At 65.6% G+C, this 14,319-nt stretch carries 20 protein-coding genes; 19 read left to right on the forward strand and 1 reads right to left on the reverse strand.

What is annotated here, in order from left to right; all coding sequences use genetic code 11:
• Nucleotides 1–117 precede the first annotated feature (117 nt).
• The 14 genes from ACWKSV_RS01725 to ACWKSV_RS01790 all read left to right on the forward strand — a co-directional run bounded on the left by ACWKSV_RS01725 (nucleotide 118) and on the right by ACWKSV_RS01790 (nucleotide 6,222).
• Nucleotides 118–291 (forward strand): hypothetical protein, encoded by a 174-nt coding sequence (locus ACWKSV_RS01725; protein WP_483666859.1) that lies wholly within the window; start codon nucleotides 118–120, stop codon nucleotides 289–291.
• A complete protein-coding gene (locus ACWKSV_RS01730) occupies nucleotides 291–641 on the forward strand; it encodes a DUF968 domain-containing protein (protein ID WP_483666860.1) in 351 nt (116 codons plus the stop codon). The genes ACWKSV_RS01725 and ACWKSV_RS01730 overlap by 1 nt, the downstream gene beginning before the upstream one ends.
• Nucleotides 638–1,117 carry a hypothetical protein gene (locus ACWKSV_RS01735; RefSeq protein WP_483666861.1) on the forward strand — a complete coding sequence of 160 codons (480 nt, stop codon included), beginning with the start codon at nucleotides 638–640 and terminating at the stop codon, nucleotides 1,115–1,117. Before ACWKSV_RS01730 ends, ACWKSV_RS01735 begins: the two co-directional genes overlap by 4 nt.
• Complete coding sequence (locus ACWKSV_RS01740; protein WP_483666862.1) at nucleotides 1,110–1,595, forward strand: hypothetical protein; 486 nt, start codon at nucleotides 1,110–1,112, stop codon at nucleotides 1,593–1,595. Before ACWKSV_RS01735 ends, ACWKSV_RS01740 begins: the two co-directional genes overlap by 8 nt.
• A complete protein-coding gene (locus ACWKSV_RS01745; protein ID WP_483666863.1) occupies nucleotides 1,592–1,852 on the forward strand; it encodes a hypothetical protein in 261 nt (86 codons plus the stop codon). Before ACWKSV_RS01740 ends, ACWKSV_RS01745 begins: the two co-directional genes overlap by 4 nt.
• Entirely contained in the window at nucleotides 1,845–2,510 is a 666-nt protein-coding gene (locus ACWKSV_RS01750) for a hypothetical protein (RefSeq protein WP_483666864.1), read from the forward strand. Before ACWKSV_RS01745 ends, ACWKSV_RS01750 begins: the two co-directional genes overlap by 8 nt.
• Nucleotides 2,510–2,827: a hypothetical protein gene (locus ACWKSV_RS01755; RefSeq protein ID WP_483666865.1), complete on the forward strand. Its 318-nt coding sequence runs from the start codon at nucleotides 2,510–2,512 to the stop codon at nucleotides 2,825–2,827. The genes ACWKSV_RS01750 and ACWKSV_RS01755 overlap by 1 nt, the downstream gene beginning before the upstream one ends.
• Nucleotides 2,820–3,314 (forward strand): hypothetical protein, encoded by a 495-nt coding sequence (locus ACWKSV_RS01760; RefSeq protein ID WP_483666866.1) that lies wholly within the window; start codon nucleotides 2,820–2,822, stop codon nucleotides 3,312–3,314. The genes ACWKSV_RS01755 and ACWKSV_RS01760 overlap by 8 nt, the downstream gene beginning before the upstream one ends.
• Nucleotides 3,311–3,535: a hypothetical protein gene (locus tag ACWKSV_RS01765; protein ID WP_483666867.1), complete on the forward strand. Its 225-nt coding sequence runs from the start codon at nucleotides 3,311–3,313 to the stop codon at nucleotides 3,533–3,535. The genes ACWKSV_RS01760 and ACWKSV_RS01765 overlap by 4 nt, the downstream gene beginning before the upstream one ends.
• Nucleotides 3,532–3,855: a hypothetical protein gene (locus ACWKSV_RS01770; protein WP_483666868.1), complete on the forward strand. Its 324-nt coding sequence runs from the start codon at nucleotides 3,532–3,534 to the stop codon at nucleotides 3,853–3,855. The genes ACWKSV_RS01765 and ACWKSV_RS01770 overlap by 4 nt, the downstream gene beginning before the upstream one ends.
• On the forward strand, nucleotides 3,852–4,286 hold the full coding sequence (locus ACWKSV_RS01775; protein WP_483666869.1) for a hypothetical protein: 435 nt from the start codon (nucleotides 3,852–3,854) through the stop codon (nucleotides 4,284–4,286). The genes ACWKSV_RS01770 and ACWKSV_RS01775 overlap by 4 nt, the downstream gene beginning before the upstream one ends.
• Nucleotides 4,287–4,521: 235 nt before the next feature.
• The gene (locus ACWKSV_RS01780; protein WP_483666870.1) at nucleotides 4,522–4,914 is read left to right on the forward strand and encodes a hypothetical protein; all 393 of its coding nucleotides are present in this window, start codon (nucleotides 4,522–4,524) and stop codon (nucleotides 4,912–4,914) included.
• Nucleotides 4,914–5,192: a helix-turn-helix domain-containing protein gene (locus tag ACWKSV_RS01785; protein WP_483666871.1), complete on the forward strand. Its 279-nt coding sequence runs from the start codon at nucleotides 4,914–4,916 to the stop codon at nucleotides 5,190–5,192. Before ACWKSV_RS01780 ends, ACWKSV_RS01785 begins: the two co-directional genes overlap by 1 nt.
• The gene (locus ACWKSV_RS01790) at nucleotides 5,179–6,222 is read left to right on the forward strand and encodes a tyrosine-type recombinase/integrase (protein ID WP_483666872.1); all 1,044 of its coding nucleotides are present in this window, start codon (nucleotides 5,179–5,181) and stop codon (nucleotides 6,220–6,222) included. Before ACWKSV_RS01785 ends, ACWKSV_RS01790 begins: the two co-directional genes overlap by 14 nt.
• Nucleotides 6,223–6,488: 266 nt before the next feature.
• On the opposite strand, the gene ACWKSV_RS01795 is transcribed toward ACWKSV_RS01790, so the two are convergent.
• A complete protein-coding gene (locus tag ACWKSV_RS01795; protein ID WP_156884226.1) occupies nucleotides 6,489–6,740 on the reverse strand; it encodes a hypothetical protein in 252 nt (83 codons plus the stop codon).
• Nucleotides 6,741–6,923: 183 nt separating this feature from the next.
• On the opposite strand from ACWKSV_RS01795, the gene ACWKSV_RS01800 reads away from it, so the two are divergent.
• The 5 genes from ACWKSV_RS01800 (at nucleotide 6,924) to ACWKSV_RS01820 (ending at nucleotide 14,314) form a co-directional block, all read left to right on the forward strand.
• Nucleotides 6,924–7,592 (forward strand): protein-L-isoaspartate O-methyltransferase family protein, encoded by a 669-nt coding sequence (locus ACWKSV_RS01800; RefSeq protein ID WP_156884227.1) that lies wholly within the window; start codon nucleotides 6,924–6,926, stop codon nucleotides 7,590–7,592.
• Nucleotides 7,593–7,598: 6 nt separating this feature from the next.
• Complete coding sequence (locus tag ACWKSV_RS01805) at nucleotides 7,599–9,119, forward strand: TolC family outer membrane protein (protein ID WP_083706606.1); 1,521 nt, start codon at nucleotides 7,599–7,601, stop codon at nucleotides 9,117–9,119.
• Between the two features lie 42 nt (nucleotides 9,120–9,161).
• On the forward strand, nucleotides 9,162–9,728 hold the full coding sequence (locus tag ACWKSV_RS01810; protein WP_076718043.1) for a DUF2497 domain-containing protein: 567 nt from the start codon (nucleotides 9,162–9,164) through the stop codon (nucleotides 9,726–9,728).
• Between the two features lie 73 nt (nucleotides 9,729–9,801).
• A complete protein-coding gene (locus tag ACWKSV_RS01815; RefSeq protein ID WP_338469016.1) occupies nucleotides 9,802–11,424 on the forward strand; it encodes a histidine kinase famiy protein in 1,623 nt (540 codons plus the stop codon).
• Between the two features lie 217 nt (nucleotides 11,425–11,641).
• A complete protein-coding gene (locus tag ACWKSV_RS01820) occupies nucleotides 11,642–14,314 on the forward strand; it encodes a valine--tRNA ligase (RefSeq protein ID WP_076715616.1) in 2,673 nt (890 codons plus the stop codon).
• Nucleotides 14,315–14,319: the final 5 nt, after the last annotated feature.

The raw sequence follows: 14,319 nt of genomic DNA on the forward strand, positions 1-14,319 counted from the left end.
GCACAATGATCTCCTCACCGCTGATCGCCGCCTGATGCGAGCGAAGCGGTCGAGGAGATCGCTATGGCGTCCGCGCCTCTCACAGCGTCAGAGATTGAAGCAGCGGCCCGAGGGTGGGTGAAGCGCGTCCTTGGTGACGCGTGCCCGGTCGACGGCAAGACGCTGGTCCAGGTCCGCTGCCTGTTCGAACAGGACTTCGACGAAGCTCAGATGCCGCGCCGGGCGCGCAGCTGGGACTGGCTGGAGAAGGTCGAGGCAACCGCGATCACGCATTTCCGGGTGGCGTTCTAATGCGCGCCATCGCCCTCCCGCCACGCCGGATCACCAAGTCACCCAAGGCCGACACCGGCAAGCGTTCGCCTGCTCACCGTGCGTGGGTGAGGGGGTTCGCCTGCTGTGTCTGTGGATCGGTCACCGGGATCGAATGCGCCCACGTCCGCCGGGCGGCGAATAGCGGTGTCAGCATGAAGCCGAGCGACGCTTATACCGTCAGCCTGTGCCGTGACTGTCACGCTGAAAGCCACCGGGGCGAGGCGACGTTCGAGCGCAAGCATGGCGTCGACTTGATGGCGCTGGCCCGAAAATTCTTCGAGCAGTCGCCGCACCGGTCGAAGCTCGACAATCCCTGGGCTGCGCTATGAGCGTCGTTCGCAAGCCCGTGCCGGTTACGCTTGACGAGGTTGATCCCGACTTCGCCCAAGCGTTTCCTGAACTGCGCTTTCAGGTCGACCGGTACCACCAACTCCGCGGCATGATCCTGCATTCGTCCACCGACCCGCAAATGTACGGGAAGTTCGGTCAGCAGGTGGCGGAGCGGTCCGAAATCTATCGCGCGCTAGACAGCCAGGCCAAGCGGATGAACATTGGCTCGGCCTATGCCCTGATGCACTTGGTCGACAATGTTGCTGCCCTGACGCGCACCGTGCGCGGTCGCCAGAAGGGGCCGAACGCTGACGCACTGCTGGCTCGCCTGACCGACGAGGTCGAGCGCGCAACGCGTGATGCCGAGGAGGCTAAGGTCGAGTTCGTGATCCGTCGCCGTATGGCGAAGGAGGCGGCCGACCGCGTCACCGCAGCGGTCGAAGCCCTCCAGTATGTGGAGGCGAGCCTTGGCTGATCCCAATATCCAGCCGGTCGGGCGGCAGCCGTCAGTGCGACAGGTCAGCCCCTCGGTCCGCACCCCATGGTACGGCAATGTGGTCGGCTACCGGAATGTTGACGGCATCCAGGTCGGTGGCGAGCGCTGGACCACCCAGCAGGCCGCCGCGATCCTCCGGCGTGGGCTGGACCCGTTGACATGCGAGGCGATGGAGGTCCGTCGCCAGGCGGTCAACGCCGAGATCTGGATACCTGTCGGAAACCTGCCCGCCGTCTTCGCCTTCGATTGCCCCATCATCCAGCGAATGGCGGGCGGCAAGGTGAAGGTCATAGCGCCTGACGGCCAGCCGAAGATCGTCTTCGGGAACGGCTGGGGTCACCACCCGATCCGGCGTCCGTCGCAGCCCGAAGACGGCTTCTCGCAGACCCGCATCCTCGGCGCTGGTGGCTCCGGCTCTCGCCCCATCTTCTCCACCACTCGGAAGGCAATACGATGACCTTTTCCGATCACGTCGCCCATGCCGTCGGCGCGGGCAGCATCGCCTCCATCGCCGCAATCGGCGTCTATTCCACCCGGTCGATCGGCCGTGACCTGATCGCGTCCCATGAGCGCATCGCCGAGGTGTGGTGCGCCATGGTCGAGCGGGCCGCCGAGCGCTGGCAGGCGATCGCGACCCTCTTTCCCGTCACCAATGCCGTCTCGGCCGATACCGCGCCGAGCGCCGCAGATCCGCAGGAGCCTTCCCATGGATAATCTCTCGACTCTGATCGGCGCCGCCGTCGCCGCGAAAATGACGCCCGATTTCATTGAAAAGGAAGTCAATACCCGCATCGATAAGCTGATCGTCGAGAGCGTGGACAAGGCGCTTCGGACGTGGAGCGATACGGGAAAGCTGATCGAGAAGGCGATCGAAGACGCGCTCCGCGTCGATCGGATCGACCTCCCCTCCTATGGGGTGACCGTTGCCGCGATGGTGAAGGGCATCGTCGACGCGCGCACGTCGGAGTTGATCGCCGGGCGGCTGGCGGAGGATGTCGAAGAGCTGCTGAAGCTCGCGCCCAAGACGGTGAAGCTGTCCGAGATCGCCGCCGACATGCTGAAGGACAAGGAAGGTTACGGACCCGTTATCACCGTGATCGTCCATCACAGCGAATACGGCTCGACGTGGGTATATCTCGACGAAGAGGAAGTGATCGAGCGGCACAACAAGTACCGTTGCCGCCACCGTCTCCACATCGACGAGAAGACCGGGAAGATCATCGGCGCCTATGTCGGCGAGCGCGAGCTGAAGCGCGACACCTATATCGGCCGCGCCTACGGCCTTGAGCAGCGCATTCGCGCCTATGTGGCGTGCGGCACCATCATTGAGATTGACGAGGACTGCGTCGTCACATCTGTCGGCGATTACTGATGACCCCGGCTGAGATCAACGCGATCGGCGTCATGCTGGCGAGCCTGCGGGACGATGGGGAGGCGGCTGTTGTCGTCGCTGTCGCTGCGCATGGTCCGTCGACGGATATGCCGGAGGGCTGCGTATCGGCAACCGTGGTGGCCCGTACTGCCGAGAATGGCGGTTCTATCATGCGGACCCGTACCGCTGGCCAGGAAGCGCCGCACAGCGCGACCGCCGCCGCGAAGTATCTGGCCGACGCCATCGGCCTCGCTCGTGCCGACCTGCGCCGCCAGCAGGTCCGCCGCGCCAAATCTGAGGAGGCCGCCCGTGGCTGACCAAATACCCGATAGCGCGAAGAGCGCGAGTGACTGGCTCAACAGCATCAGCGGCGTGAAGCGCACCGACCAGTTTGTCGCGCTCGACCGCCGCCTGTTCGAGGACTGCATTGATCGCGTTATTGCGGCCACCCGCACCGCACCGCCCGCGATGGATCGGGCGGCGGTGTACCGTCAGGCACTCGAAGATGTCTGCGATCCGCTGGGCTATCTTCAGCGCATGGCGGATGCCGAAGGTGCCAAACTGAGCGGCATGGCCTACGCGATCGCCAGCGACATTGGCACTATCCAGCGTATCGCCAAGGACGCCCTCTCCACCCTCTCCGCAGACGCGATCCGCCAGGGGGAGGGGAGCGATCGATACGCGAATGATGCAGCTGCCAAGGCTCTTTACGATAGCTGGTCCGATCAGCCGGGGTGGGTGCCGTGGGTCGAGCGCGGGAACAGCGACATGCAGGAGCGTGCGCGCCGGGAGGTGGCGCTGTGAGCCAGCGGATCGATTGGGAGGGCACGGAAGCCCAGCAGCAGCACGAGCGCATGAAGGCCTGCCGGGAGCGGTGCGCGCAATGGGGTGACGACGATTGCGACGGCGATGGCTCTTGCGACGAATGCGAAATGGACATGGCCGAGGCGCTTGAAACGCCAGCGTCCCGAGCCCGCCGTCTCGCCACCCCCGCCTCTCACGCCAGCGATGGGGGGAAGGAATGAGCAAGCCATCTGCCGTCTATCGCAACCGTATGCAGCGCTACCCTGATAGCGTCTGGCTGATCTGGTCCAATAAGTGGGGCTGCTGGTATCGGTCTGACTGCGCCGGATACACGAACGACGTTGCCCAGGCCGGTCTCTATGGTCGCGAGGTTGCCGCTCAGCATTATGTCGATGGCCCGAAGCGCTACCGGGATGTTGAGCCGTTCCCGCTGTCGTCTGTGCGCGCCATGCTAATCCGTCGTCGTGACGAGATCGAGAAAGAGGCCGCCGCCCAGATTGCTCACATCAACAACGCTCTTTCCGAAAGGCTTGCAGCATGACCACCCGACAGAAGCCGGATGCTGTGCGCGAGGCGCTTGAGCGTCGGGCTATCCAGATCATCGTAGAAGAGCGCGGACGCGAATGGGCAACCCCCAAGATTATCCGTGCCATGATGCGGTTCCGCGATGAAGCCGCCCTCGACAGCCGCGCGGGCGATGCGGGGGAGGCGATATCTGCACTCCGCGCTTTACTTGTGATCGCCGGGACGCCCATCACGGAACGGCAAGAGGCAATTTTCCGCCGTGCAAACGCTATCGCCTTTCCCGCCGCCACCGCCGCGCCCGCTGTCGATGCGGTCCCGGCGGGGGAGGTGGCTAAATTCCTCGCATCTGCGTTTTACGATGACCCGGTCAGCGACGAACACATGGCTTATTGCCGTGAAGTCGCAGCCGATCTCGCCGCCCTCTCGCACGGGGAGGGGCGGGAGTGAGGGGCTATAGAGCAGATCGCGTCACTGCATCTGTTGCGGCCTGGTTCTTCGGGTTTGCGCTATCCGGCGCCATCGGCGTCCCGTTCTGGCGGGATCAGCCATATGGCGACGGCTTCGATGTTTCCCTGACCGCAGCCGTTGCGGTCTGGTTCCTGATTGGAGCCCTAGCCAGGCCATACCGCGTCACTAGCGTTGTGGTCGATCGATCCGGCGTGACTGTCGTGGAGCAGCCCGCATGACCGCCTCCGGTTTCGCGATGAGCGAGAGCGCCTACAGCTGGCAGATGCAGCCGGAGGTGCAGCAGCTGCGGGCCGAGGGCCGGGGGCCGTCGTTCGGCGCGTGGTGCATGATCCTGCTGTGCCGCCTGTCGATCGAGCGGCACCGGTCCAGCGACGACTGGACGCCCGAGCGGTCCGATGCGGTGCATAGCCGTCTCGACTCGCGGTTGGACGCCCACGGCGATCCGCCGCCGCCGTTCGCGCAATGCTGGATCCGCGCCCAGGCTGACACACACCAGCACTTCGCGCGCAAGGGCGCGACCCAAGCGAAGCGCGCAGATGCAACCGCATGGCTCGACGCTCTTAGGGCGCTCTGGCGGCGATACGTTCCTGAGGAGGGAAGGGGATAATGGAACAGACCCCTATCATACCGTTTCGCGCGCGCTGGGGACGCCTGTTGTCCGCCGCCGACGCGGCCGAATATCTGGGCATCAGCCCGACGACGCTCAAGACGCTCGGCATCCAGGCGAAGAGCATCGGCCGCCGGGTCGTGTGGGATCGTGTCGATCTCGACCGATTCGTCGATCGCATGACAGACCAGCCGATCCCCGCCGCCGAGCAGGGCAAGGAACAGGACGATGAGGAAGCTCGCTTCTTCGAGAAAAGGCGCGCACGTGGCCGGAACTGACCTCAAATATACCTATCTGTCGAAGGGGATCTACTGGCGGTTCCGCCATAAGCACACCGGCGACGTGCCCCTGCCGCATGAGCCCGGTCTGCATCCAATGAAGCAGAAAGAGCGCTCCGTCTTCATGGAACGCTACGCGGAATTGTTGGCCGTCGTTGAGGCGCGAGGGGCGAAAAAGCCGGTCGCGCGGAGCAGCTTCGAGTGGCTGGTCGGCCAGTATCGCCGCAGTCCCGAGTTCCGCGGTCTCGCTGACGCGACGCAGCTGGATTATGGCCGGACGCTCGACCTGATCGTCGAGGAACTAGGCGATGTGCGCTATGCCGCCGCGACTCGCAACATGCTGAAGGCGGTGCGTGATGACCACGCCCAGACCGTCCGCAAGGCCCACAAGATCAAGCAGATGCTGTCGCGGCTCTACAGCTGGGCGGACGAAAACGACCACGTTCCCGCCGGTTTCAATCCGGCCAAGGGCATCAAGCGCCTGAAGCGCAAGGGCGGGGATAAGGAAATCGTGGTCTGGTCCGACGCCGAGGTCGAGCACTTCCTGCGCGGTGCGCCGCCGCACCTGGTCACGCCTGTGCTGGTCGCGCTCTATACCGGCCAGCGGCGCGAGGACGTCGTAAAGATGACCTGGCAGCAGTTCCAGGGCGATATCATTCGCGTGCGCCAGTCGAAGACGACTGCGTTGCTCGACATCGCGTGCCACACCGCACTGCGGAAACACCTTGATGCGCTACCCCGGCGCGGCGGCGTGATCTGCACGACGGAGGCGGGCAAGGCGTTCACGCCGAACGGCCTGTCCGGTGCGATCCGCCGGCGCGTGGAGAGCATCGGCGCCATGCCGAACAACCGGTCGATGCACGGACTGCGCTACGCCGCCGGGTCACGGATGGAAGAAGCTGGTTGCACGGTCGCGGAGATCGAAAGTGTGCTCGGACACCAGACCTTCAAGATGGCACTGAAATATGCCTCGCAGCGTCTGCGCGCCGCCGCCGCGATGGCGAAAATGGAGGCGGCCGAATCGGCGTGACACGGGACCGCAAAAGTCCTGTGCGGAGTACGCACCGACTATGCTAACCTCTTGATATCTAATGATCGGAACAGAGCACGAAACCTGCGAACTTTCGGCCTAAAAGCTGGCCTGTGTCAGGATTTGCAGTCCTCTGCGTCACCACTCCGCCATCGCGCCTCGATGCGTGGGAGGCGGGCATGTGTGCGGTTTTTCGCGCGGCGTCAACAGGGGAGTGTCGTCGCATCGAAAAAGTCGTGAGATTTTCCGAAGCGGAGATGCGGACGTTATCGAACGGCTGCTTCGGCCACGGCGATCGTCGCGGCCCGGCCACGTCGGCGTTCCATATTCTGCGCGGGCGATGCGCCCTGACCGAATGACCGTTCGGTACTGGCCTGGGGTTTGAAGCGTTTCTCCATATAGCCCGCAGCCACGGAGCCACCCAAAACGGCGCAGCCGATGGCGCCCACGCCGATAAGCCCTAAGCTCCGTTTCATGTGATCCTCCACGCCGGTGGTTGGTTTAATCCAGCGATACAACTCGGACCTTCTAGATAGGCTCCCGCAATATTGTATCCGCAAGGCGCGCTGTTTGGCGTATATTTCCAAACCGGAGACCCGCGCCGCTCAACCGCTTGGCGGAAATCGCCCCACGCGATAGAAGCGGCGGGAACCAATTTAGTGTATTGCACAACTAAAACGGCTGTGCGACAGGGTAGGGCGATGATGACAACCAGCTTTGATTCCTCGAATTTCGACGCGATGCGCCATGCGATGGTGGCCAGCCAGCTGCGGACCACGGCGGTCAGCGACCAGCGGGTCGTCGCCGCCATGGCGCGCGTGCCGCGTGAGGCGTTCGTGCCCGAGGCGCTGCGCCCGGTGGCGTATCGCGACGGTACGCTGGACCTGGGGCAGGGGCGCGCGGTCAACCTGCCGATGGCGACCGGCCGTCTGCTGACCGAGGCGTATCTGGAGGCGGGCGACCGTGTCCTGCTGATCGGCGCCGCGACCGGCTATACCGCCGCGCTGCTCGCCGGGATCGTGACCCAGGTGATCGCGGTCGAGGAAAATGCCGATCTGGTCGCCGCCGCGCGCACCGCACTGGCCGGTGAGACCAAGGTCGAGGTCGTGCAGGGTGCGCTCAACGCGGGGCACGCCGCCGCTGCGCCCTATGACGTGCTGGTCATCGACGGTGCGGTCGAGGAACTGCCGACCGCGCTGGTCGAGCAGGTCAAGATCGGCGGCCGGATCGTCACCGGCCTGGTCGAGAACGGCGTCACCCGTCTGGCCAGTGGTCGCCGGACCGAGGGCGGCCACGGCGTCCGCGCCTTCGCCGATGTCGAATGCACCATCCTGCCGGGCTTTGCCCGTCCTCGCGCCTTCCAATTCTGAGGGACCATGCGCCTGCACCTGACTTCCTGCCTGACCTCCGGCGTTCTGATCGGCTCGGCCCTGTTGTTGGCCGGACCAGCTTCGGCGGAGACGTTGCGCGAGGCGATGGTGCGGGCGTATCAGACCAACCCGACGATCACCGGCCAGCGTGCCGCCCAGCGCGCCACCGATGAGAATGTGCCGATCGCACGGGCCAGCGGCCTGCCGTCGCTGCAGTCGAACGGCCAGATCATCGACAATATCGTCGTCGCCAATAACAACTTCCTCAACCCGGAACGCGTCGGCACGGGGCAGTTGCAATTGTCGGTGCCGCTCTATCAGGGCGGCGCGGTCAAGAATGCGGTGCGCGCGGCCGAGACGCGCGTCGATGCCGGGCGGGCGCAGCTGCGCGGGGTAGAGGCGAACCTCTTCACCAATGTCGTCGCGGCGTACATGAACGTCATCCGCGACGAGGCGATCGTCAACCTCAACACCCGCAACGTCAATGTGCTGGACACCAATTTGCGTGCCTCGCGCGATCGGTTCCAGGTCGGCGACCTGACCCGCACCGATGTCGCCCAGTCCGAAGCCCGTCTGGCGCAGGCACGCGCGCAGCTTCAGTCGGCGCAGGCGAACCTGATCTCCAGCCGCGAAAACTACGTCAATATCGTCGGCGTCGCGCCGGTGGGGCTGGAACAGCCGCCCGCGCTGCCGACGCTGCCCGCCTCGCCCAATCAGGCGGTGGCGGTCGCGCTCGACCAGAATCCGCAGTTGATCGCCGCGCGGCGTTCGGCGGATGCGACCCGCTATGACATCAACGTCGCGCGCGCGAACCGGCTGCCCCGCCTGTCGGCGGTGTCGAGCGGCAATTATTTCAACTATCTGGGCTCACTGAACGTGCCCAATGTTCCGGCCTCGGGCGTCAATGCGACGGTCGGGGTGCAGATGTCGATGCCGCTGTTCCAGGGCGGCCGCCCGGCGGCGCAGGTCCGCCAGGCCGAGGCGCTGCGTGGACAGGCGCTGGAGAACGCCACCGGCACCGAGCGGCAGGTGGTGGCGCAGGTCCGCTCCGCCTACGCCGTGTGGCAGTCCTCGCAGGAGGTGATCGCCTCGGCCGAATCGGCGGTGCGCGCCAACTCGCTGTCGCTGGAAGGCGTGCGCGCCGAGAACAGTGTCGGCACCCGCACCGTGCTCGACATCCTGAACGCCGAGCAGGAATTGCTGAACAGCCAGGTGACGCTGGTGACGGCGCGACGCGACGCCTATGTTGCGGGCTTCGCGCTGATCGCGGCAATGGGCAATGCCGAGGCGCGCGACCTGGGGCTGGACGGCGGTTCGCTTTATGATCCGGTCGCCAACTACAAGCGCGTCCGCAACAAGATCAGCGACTGGGGTGGCGATGGCGAGCCCGCACCGGTCGCCAGCACCACCGCCGGAACCCCGGCGCAGACGGCGGCGATCACCCGTCCGCTCGACGCCGACGTCAACGCCCCTGTTGACAGAAGCCCCGCATTAACCACAGGTGCGGAGGCACCAAGCCGGCAATAAGGCCGGACAGGGGCCTTGGGGGCAAGAATGGGGTTTGCGGTCATGGGTGATGTCAGCGCAGAGCCGTCGATGGAAGAGATCCTCTCCTCGATCAAACGGATCATTGCCGAAGAGGGCGAAGTGCCCGCGCGCCAGCGTCGCCAGCCGCGCCCCGTGCCCGCGCCTGCGGTCGAGGATGATTCGCCCGAGGTCCTGGAACTCAGCGATCCCATGCCGCTGCGCATGAAGGTCGAGGCCGCCGCCGCCCGCGCCGCCGAATCGGCGATGCGCGCCGTGGCGCCCGAACCCGCCCCGGCGCCTGCTCCGGCCCCCGAGCCGGTGGCGCATGTCGCCGCCCCCGCACCCGTCGCCCCGCCGGTCCAGGCCGATCTGGACGACGCGGAAGAGGCGATCGTATCCCCGCGCGTGGCCGAGGCCAGCCGTGGTTCCCTGGAGGCGCTCAGCCGTATGATGGTCAAGCCCGAACCCACCAGCGACGGCACGCTCGAAGGGCTGGTCCGCGACATGCTGCGCCCGATGCTGCGCGAATGGCTCGATACCCATCTGCCCGAGATGGTCGAGGCGATGGTCGCGCGCGAAATCGCCCGGATCACGCGCGAAGGGCGCTGATCCTGCCCGCCGGCTTTTCGACCTGCATCAAGATGCAAGCGGAACCGGCGGCACCCGTCCGGGTTCGTTGGGCATGAACCCGACACCCGAGACGCCCGATCTGTCGAAATCGACGCGCTCGCACGTGTCGTCCCCCCCGATCGCGGATGCGAGCCAGCCGCATTCGGGGCAGTCGGACATCTTTTTTGCCGCCGTGAAGACGACACGCATGCCGATGATCGTCACCGATCCCCGGCAGCCCGACAATCCCATCGTCTTCTGCAACGAAGCCTTCAGCTTCATGACCGGCTATTCCGAGGAGGAAATCCTCGGCACCAATTGCCGCTTCCTGCAAGGGCCGGAAACCGACCGCGACGTGGTGGCGCAGGTCCGCGCGGCGATCGCGCGGCGCGACGAGATCGCGGTCGAACTGCTCAACTATCGCAAGAACGGCTCGACCTTCTGGAACGCGCTGTTCGTCTCGCCTGTCTATGACGATGCGGGCGAGCTGGTCTATTTCTTCAGCAGCCAGCTCGACATATCGCGCCGCCGCGAGGCCGAGGATGCGTTGCACGAGGCGCAGAAGATGGAGGCGGTCGGCAAGCTGACCGGCGGCATTGCCCATGACTTCAACAACCTGCTCCAGGTCATCATCGGTTATGCCGATATCCTCGAGGCGCGGGTCGATCAGGGCGATCGTAGCGGCCGTCGTGCGGTCGAGGCGATCGCCGCCGCCGCCGCGCGGGGCGCGACGCTGACCCAGCAACTGCTCGCCTTTGCCCGCAAGCAGGAACTGCGCGACCGGCTGCTCAACTTCAACCAGCTGATCGAGGATTTCCGCCCGATCCTGAACCGGACGGCGGGCGATGGCGTGGTGATGCGCCAGCGGCTGGAGGAAAATCTCTGGAACTGCCGGATCGACCCGGTCCAGGCGGAAATGGCGCTGCTCAACATCGTCGGCAACGCGCGCGAGGCGATCGGCCGTCAGTCGGGGCAGGGTGAGATCACCATCTCGACCCGCAACATGATCCACTCCGGCGATAGTCCCGAGGGGCCCGCCAATCTGGAGCCCGGCGAATATGTCATGGTGCGCGTCGCCGATGACGGGCCGGGAATCGATCCGCAGATCGCCGACAAGATTTTCGACCCCTTCTTCACCACCAAGGAAATGGGGAAGGGTGCAGGGCTGGGCCTCGCCATGGTCTATGGCTTCATGCGCCAGTCGGGCGGCCTCGCCACGGTCGAGACCGACACGGACGGCGCGGCGATCGCGCTCTACTTCCCGCGTGCTGCGGGCGTCACCGAACGCCGCGCCGCGCCCGTTCAGCCTGCCCGCAGTGGCGGGGTCGAGCGCGTCTTGATGGTCGAGGACCAGGATGATGTCGGCGATCTCGGCAAATCGATGCTCGAGGATCTGGGCTATGACGTCGTCCTGACCCGCAGCGCGCGCGAAGCGCTCGACTATCTGGCGCAGGACAGCGACTTCGCCCTGCTGTTCACCGATATCCTGATGCCCGGTGGGATGAACGGCGTCGCGCTGGCGCAGGTCGTGCGGCGCGATTATCCGCATCTGTCGGTCCTGCTGACCACCGGCTTTGCCGACGAGGCGATCGACGAGGGCGCACGCTCCTATGAGCTGATCCGCAAGCCCTATCGCCGCGCCGACCTGAACGAGCGGATTCGCGCGGTGCTCGACCGGCCGGGTGCGCGAACCTGATATAAGTTCACTTAAGCCTATTCCTCCCCTGCAAGGGGAGGGGGACCATGCGAAGCATGGCGGAGGGGTGTCCCCCTCTCGATAGGGTGACACCCCTCCGCCAGGCCTGCGGCCTGCCACCTCCCCTTGCAGGGGAGGAATGGAGAAGAATCGGTCCGATAGGACACGCTCCGGATAGCATCTGGCGTCCGGCGGCGCGGGTGATTAAGGCAGCGTCATGACTGAGCTGCCCAAGACGTTCGACCCCGCCGCAATCGAAGCCCGCTGGTATGGCCATTGGGAGGAAAAGGGCCTGTTCCGCCCCGACCGCCCGAACGCCGAGCCGTGGACGATCGTCAATCCGCCGCCCAACGTCACCGGCAACCTGCATATCGGCCATGCGCTCGACAATACGTTGCAGGACATTCTGGTCCGCCATGCCCGGCTAAAGGGCAAGGATGCGTTGTGGGTCGTCGGCACCGACCATGCGGGCATCGCGACCCAGATGGTGGTCGAGCGCCAGATGAACGCGCGTGGTGAGAAGCGCACCGACTTCACCCGCGATCAGTTCCTGGAAAAGGTCTGGACGTGGAAGGCGGAGAGCGGCGGCCAGATCACCGGCCAGCTGCGCCGCCTGGGCTGCTCGATGGACTGGGCCAATGAGCGGTTCACCATGGACGAGGGCTTCAGCAAGGCGGTGCTGAAGGTATTCGTCGACCTGTACCGTCAGGGCCTGCTCTACCGCGACAAGCGGCTGGTCAACTGGGATGCGGGGCTCGGCACCGCGATCAGCGACCTGGAAGTCGAGACGCGCGAAGTGAAGGGCAGCTTCTGGCGCCTGCGTTACCCGCTGGCCGATGGATCGGGTTTTATCGAGGTCGCGACGACCCGGCCGGAGACGATGTTGGCCGATATGGCGGTCGCGGTCCATCCGGACGACGCGCGCTATACCGCGCTGATCGGCAAGCAGGTGCGCCTGCCGATCACCGGCCGCCTGATCCCGATCGTCGCCGACGAACATGCCGACCCCGAGCTGGGATCGGGCGCGGTCAAGATCACGCCCGGCCACGACTTCAACGATTTCGAGGTCGGCCGCCGCGCCGGGATCGAAGCGCGCGACATGCTCAACATGCTCGATGGCAAGGCGCATATCTGCCAGACGTCGGACGGGCTGATCCCCGACGCGTTCCTGGGCCTGTCGACCGCCGATGCGCGCAAGGCCGTGGTCGCGCGGTTGAAGGACGAGGGCGTCCTCATCCCGCATGTCGACAAGGACGGCGAAGAACACGACGCCGAGCCGCGCACGATCCAGACCCCGTTCGGCGACCGTTCGGGCGTGGTGATCGAGCCCTGGCTGACCGACCAATGGTATGTCGACGCCAAGACGTTGGCCCAGCCCGCGATCCAGGCGGTGCGCGGCGGCGATATCAAGATCGTTCCGCAGGCCTGGGAAAAGACCTTCTTCAACTGGATGGAGAATATCCAGCCCTGGTGCGTCAGCCGCCAGCTCTGGTGGGGGCACCAGATCCCGGCCTGGTTCGCCGAGGACGGCCGCGTGTTCGTTGCCGAAACCGAGGAAGAGGCGCAGGCCGAAGCCGGTGAGGGCGTCACCCTGACCCGTGATCCAGACGTGCTGGACACCTGGTTCTCCTCCGCCCTCTGGCCGTTCGCGACGCTCGGCTGGCCCGACAATGGCGACAAGACGCTGGCGGGCCGCTACCCGAACGACGTGCTGATCTCCGGCTTCGACATCCTGTTCTTCTGGGATGCGCGGATGATGATGCAGGGCATGCACTTCATGGAAGAGGTGCCCTTCAAGACACTGTATCTCCACGGTCTTGTCCGCGCCGCCGACGGCTCCAAAATGTCGAAGTCGAAGGGCAATACGGTTGATCCGCTGGGCCTGATCGACCAGTATGGCGCCGACGCGCTGCGCTTCTTCATGGCGGCGATGGAGAGCCAGGGCCGCGACATCAAGATGGATGAACGCCGGGTCGAGGGCTATCGCAACTTCGCGACCAAACTGTGGAACGCGGCGCGCTTCGCCCAGGCCAACGGCATCGGCGGATCGACCACGCTGGAGGCGCCCAACGCGACGCTGGCGGTCAACAAGTGGATCATCGCCGAGACGGTGAAGACGGTGCAGGCGGTCGACCTCGCGCTGGCCGACTATCGCTTCGACGGCGCGGCGAACGCCATCTACCAGTTCGTCTGGAGCCGTTTCTGCGACTGGTATCTCGAACTCATCAAGCCGGTCCTCCAGGGCGGCGAAGAGGGCGGGGAGGAAACCCGCGCAGTGGCGGGCTGGGTGCTCGACCAGATCCTGGTCCTGCTCCACCCGTTCATGCCCTTCATCACCGAGGAATTGTGGCACGCCATGGGTGCGCGCGATCATGACCTGATCGTGGCCCAGTGGCCGATGGCCGACGCCCGCGCGCTCGACCCCGAGGCGGAGCGCGAGATCGACTGGCTGATCCGTCTGGTCAGCGAAATCCGTGCCGCGCGCACCGAACTCAACGTGCCGCCGGGCGCGCGTCTGCCGATGCATGTGCGTGATGCGAACGAGGGAACGACGGCACGTCTGATCCGTCAGGCTTCGGCACTGGCGCGTCTGGCGCGTGTCGAAGCTGCCGAGGGCAATGCCACCGGCGGGGCCGCGCAGGTCGTGGTGGATGAGGCGACCTTCGTCCTGCCGCTGGAAGGCGTGATCGACCTCGATGCCGAACGTCAGCGCCTGACCAAGGCGATTGCGGCGGTCGAGAAGGAACGTGACGCGCTGGGCGGGCGACTGAGCAATGCCAGCTTCGTCGAGCGCGCCAAGCCCGAAGCGGTCGAAAAGGCTCGCGCCGACCATGCCGACAAGATGGCGGAGGCTGCGCGCCTCCACGCCGCACTGGGTCGCCTGGGCTAACCCAA

The sequence above is a fragment of the Sphingomonas sp. SphC10 genome, from assembly GCF_057004845.1.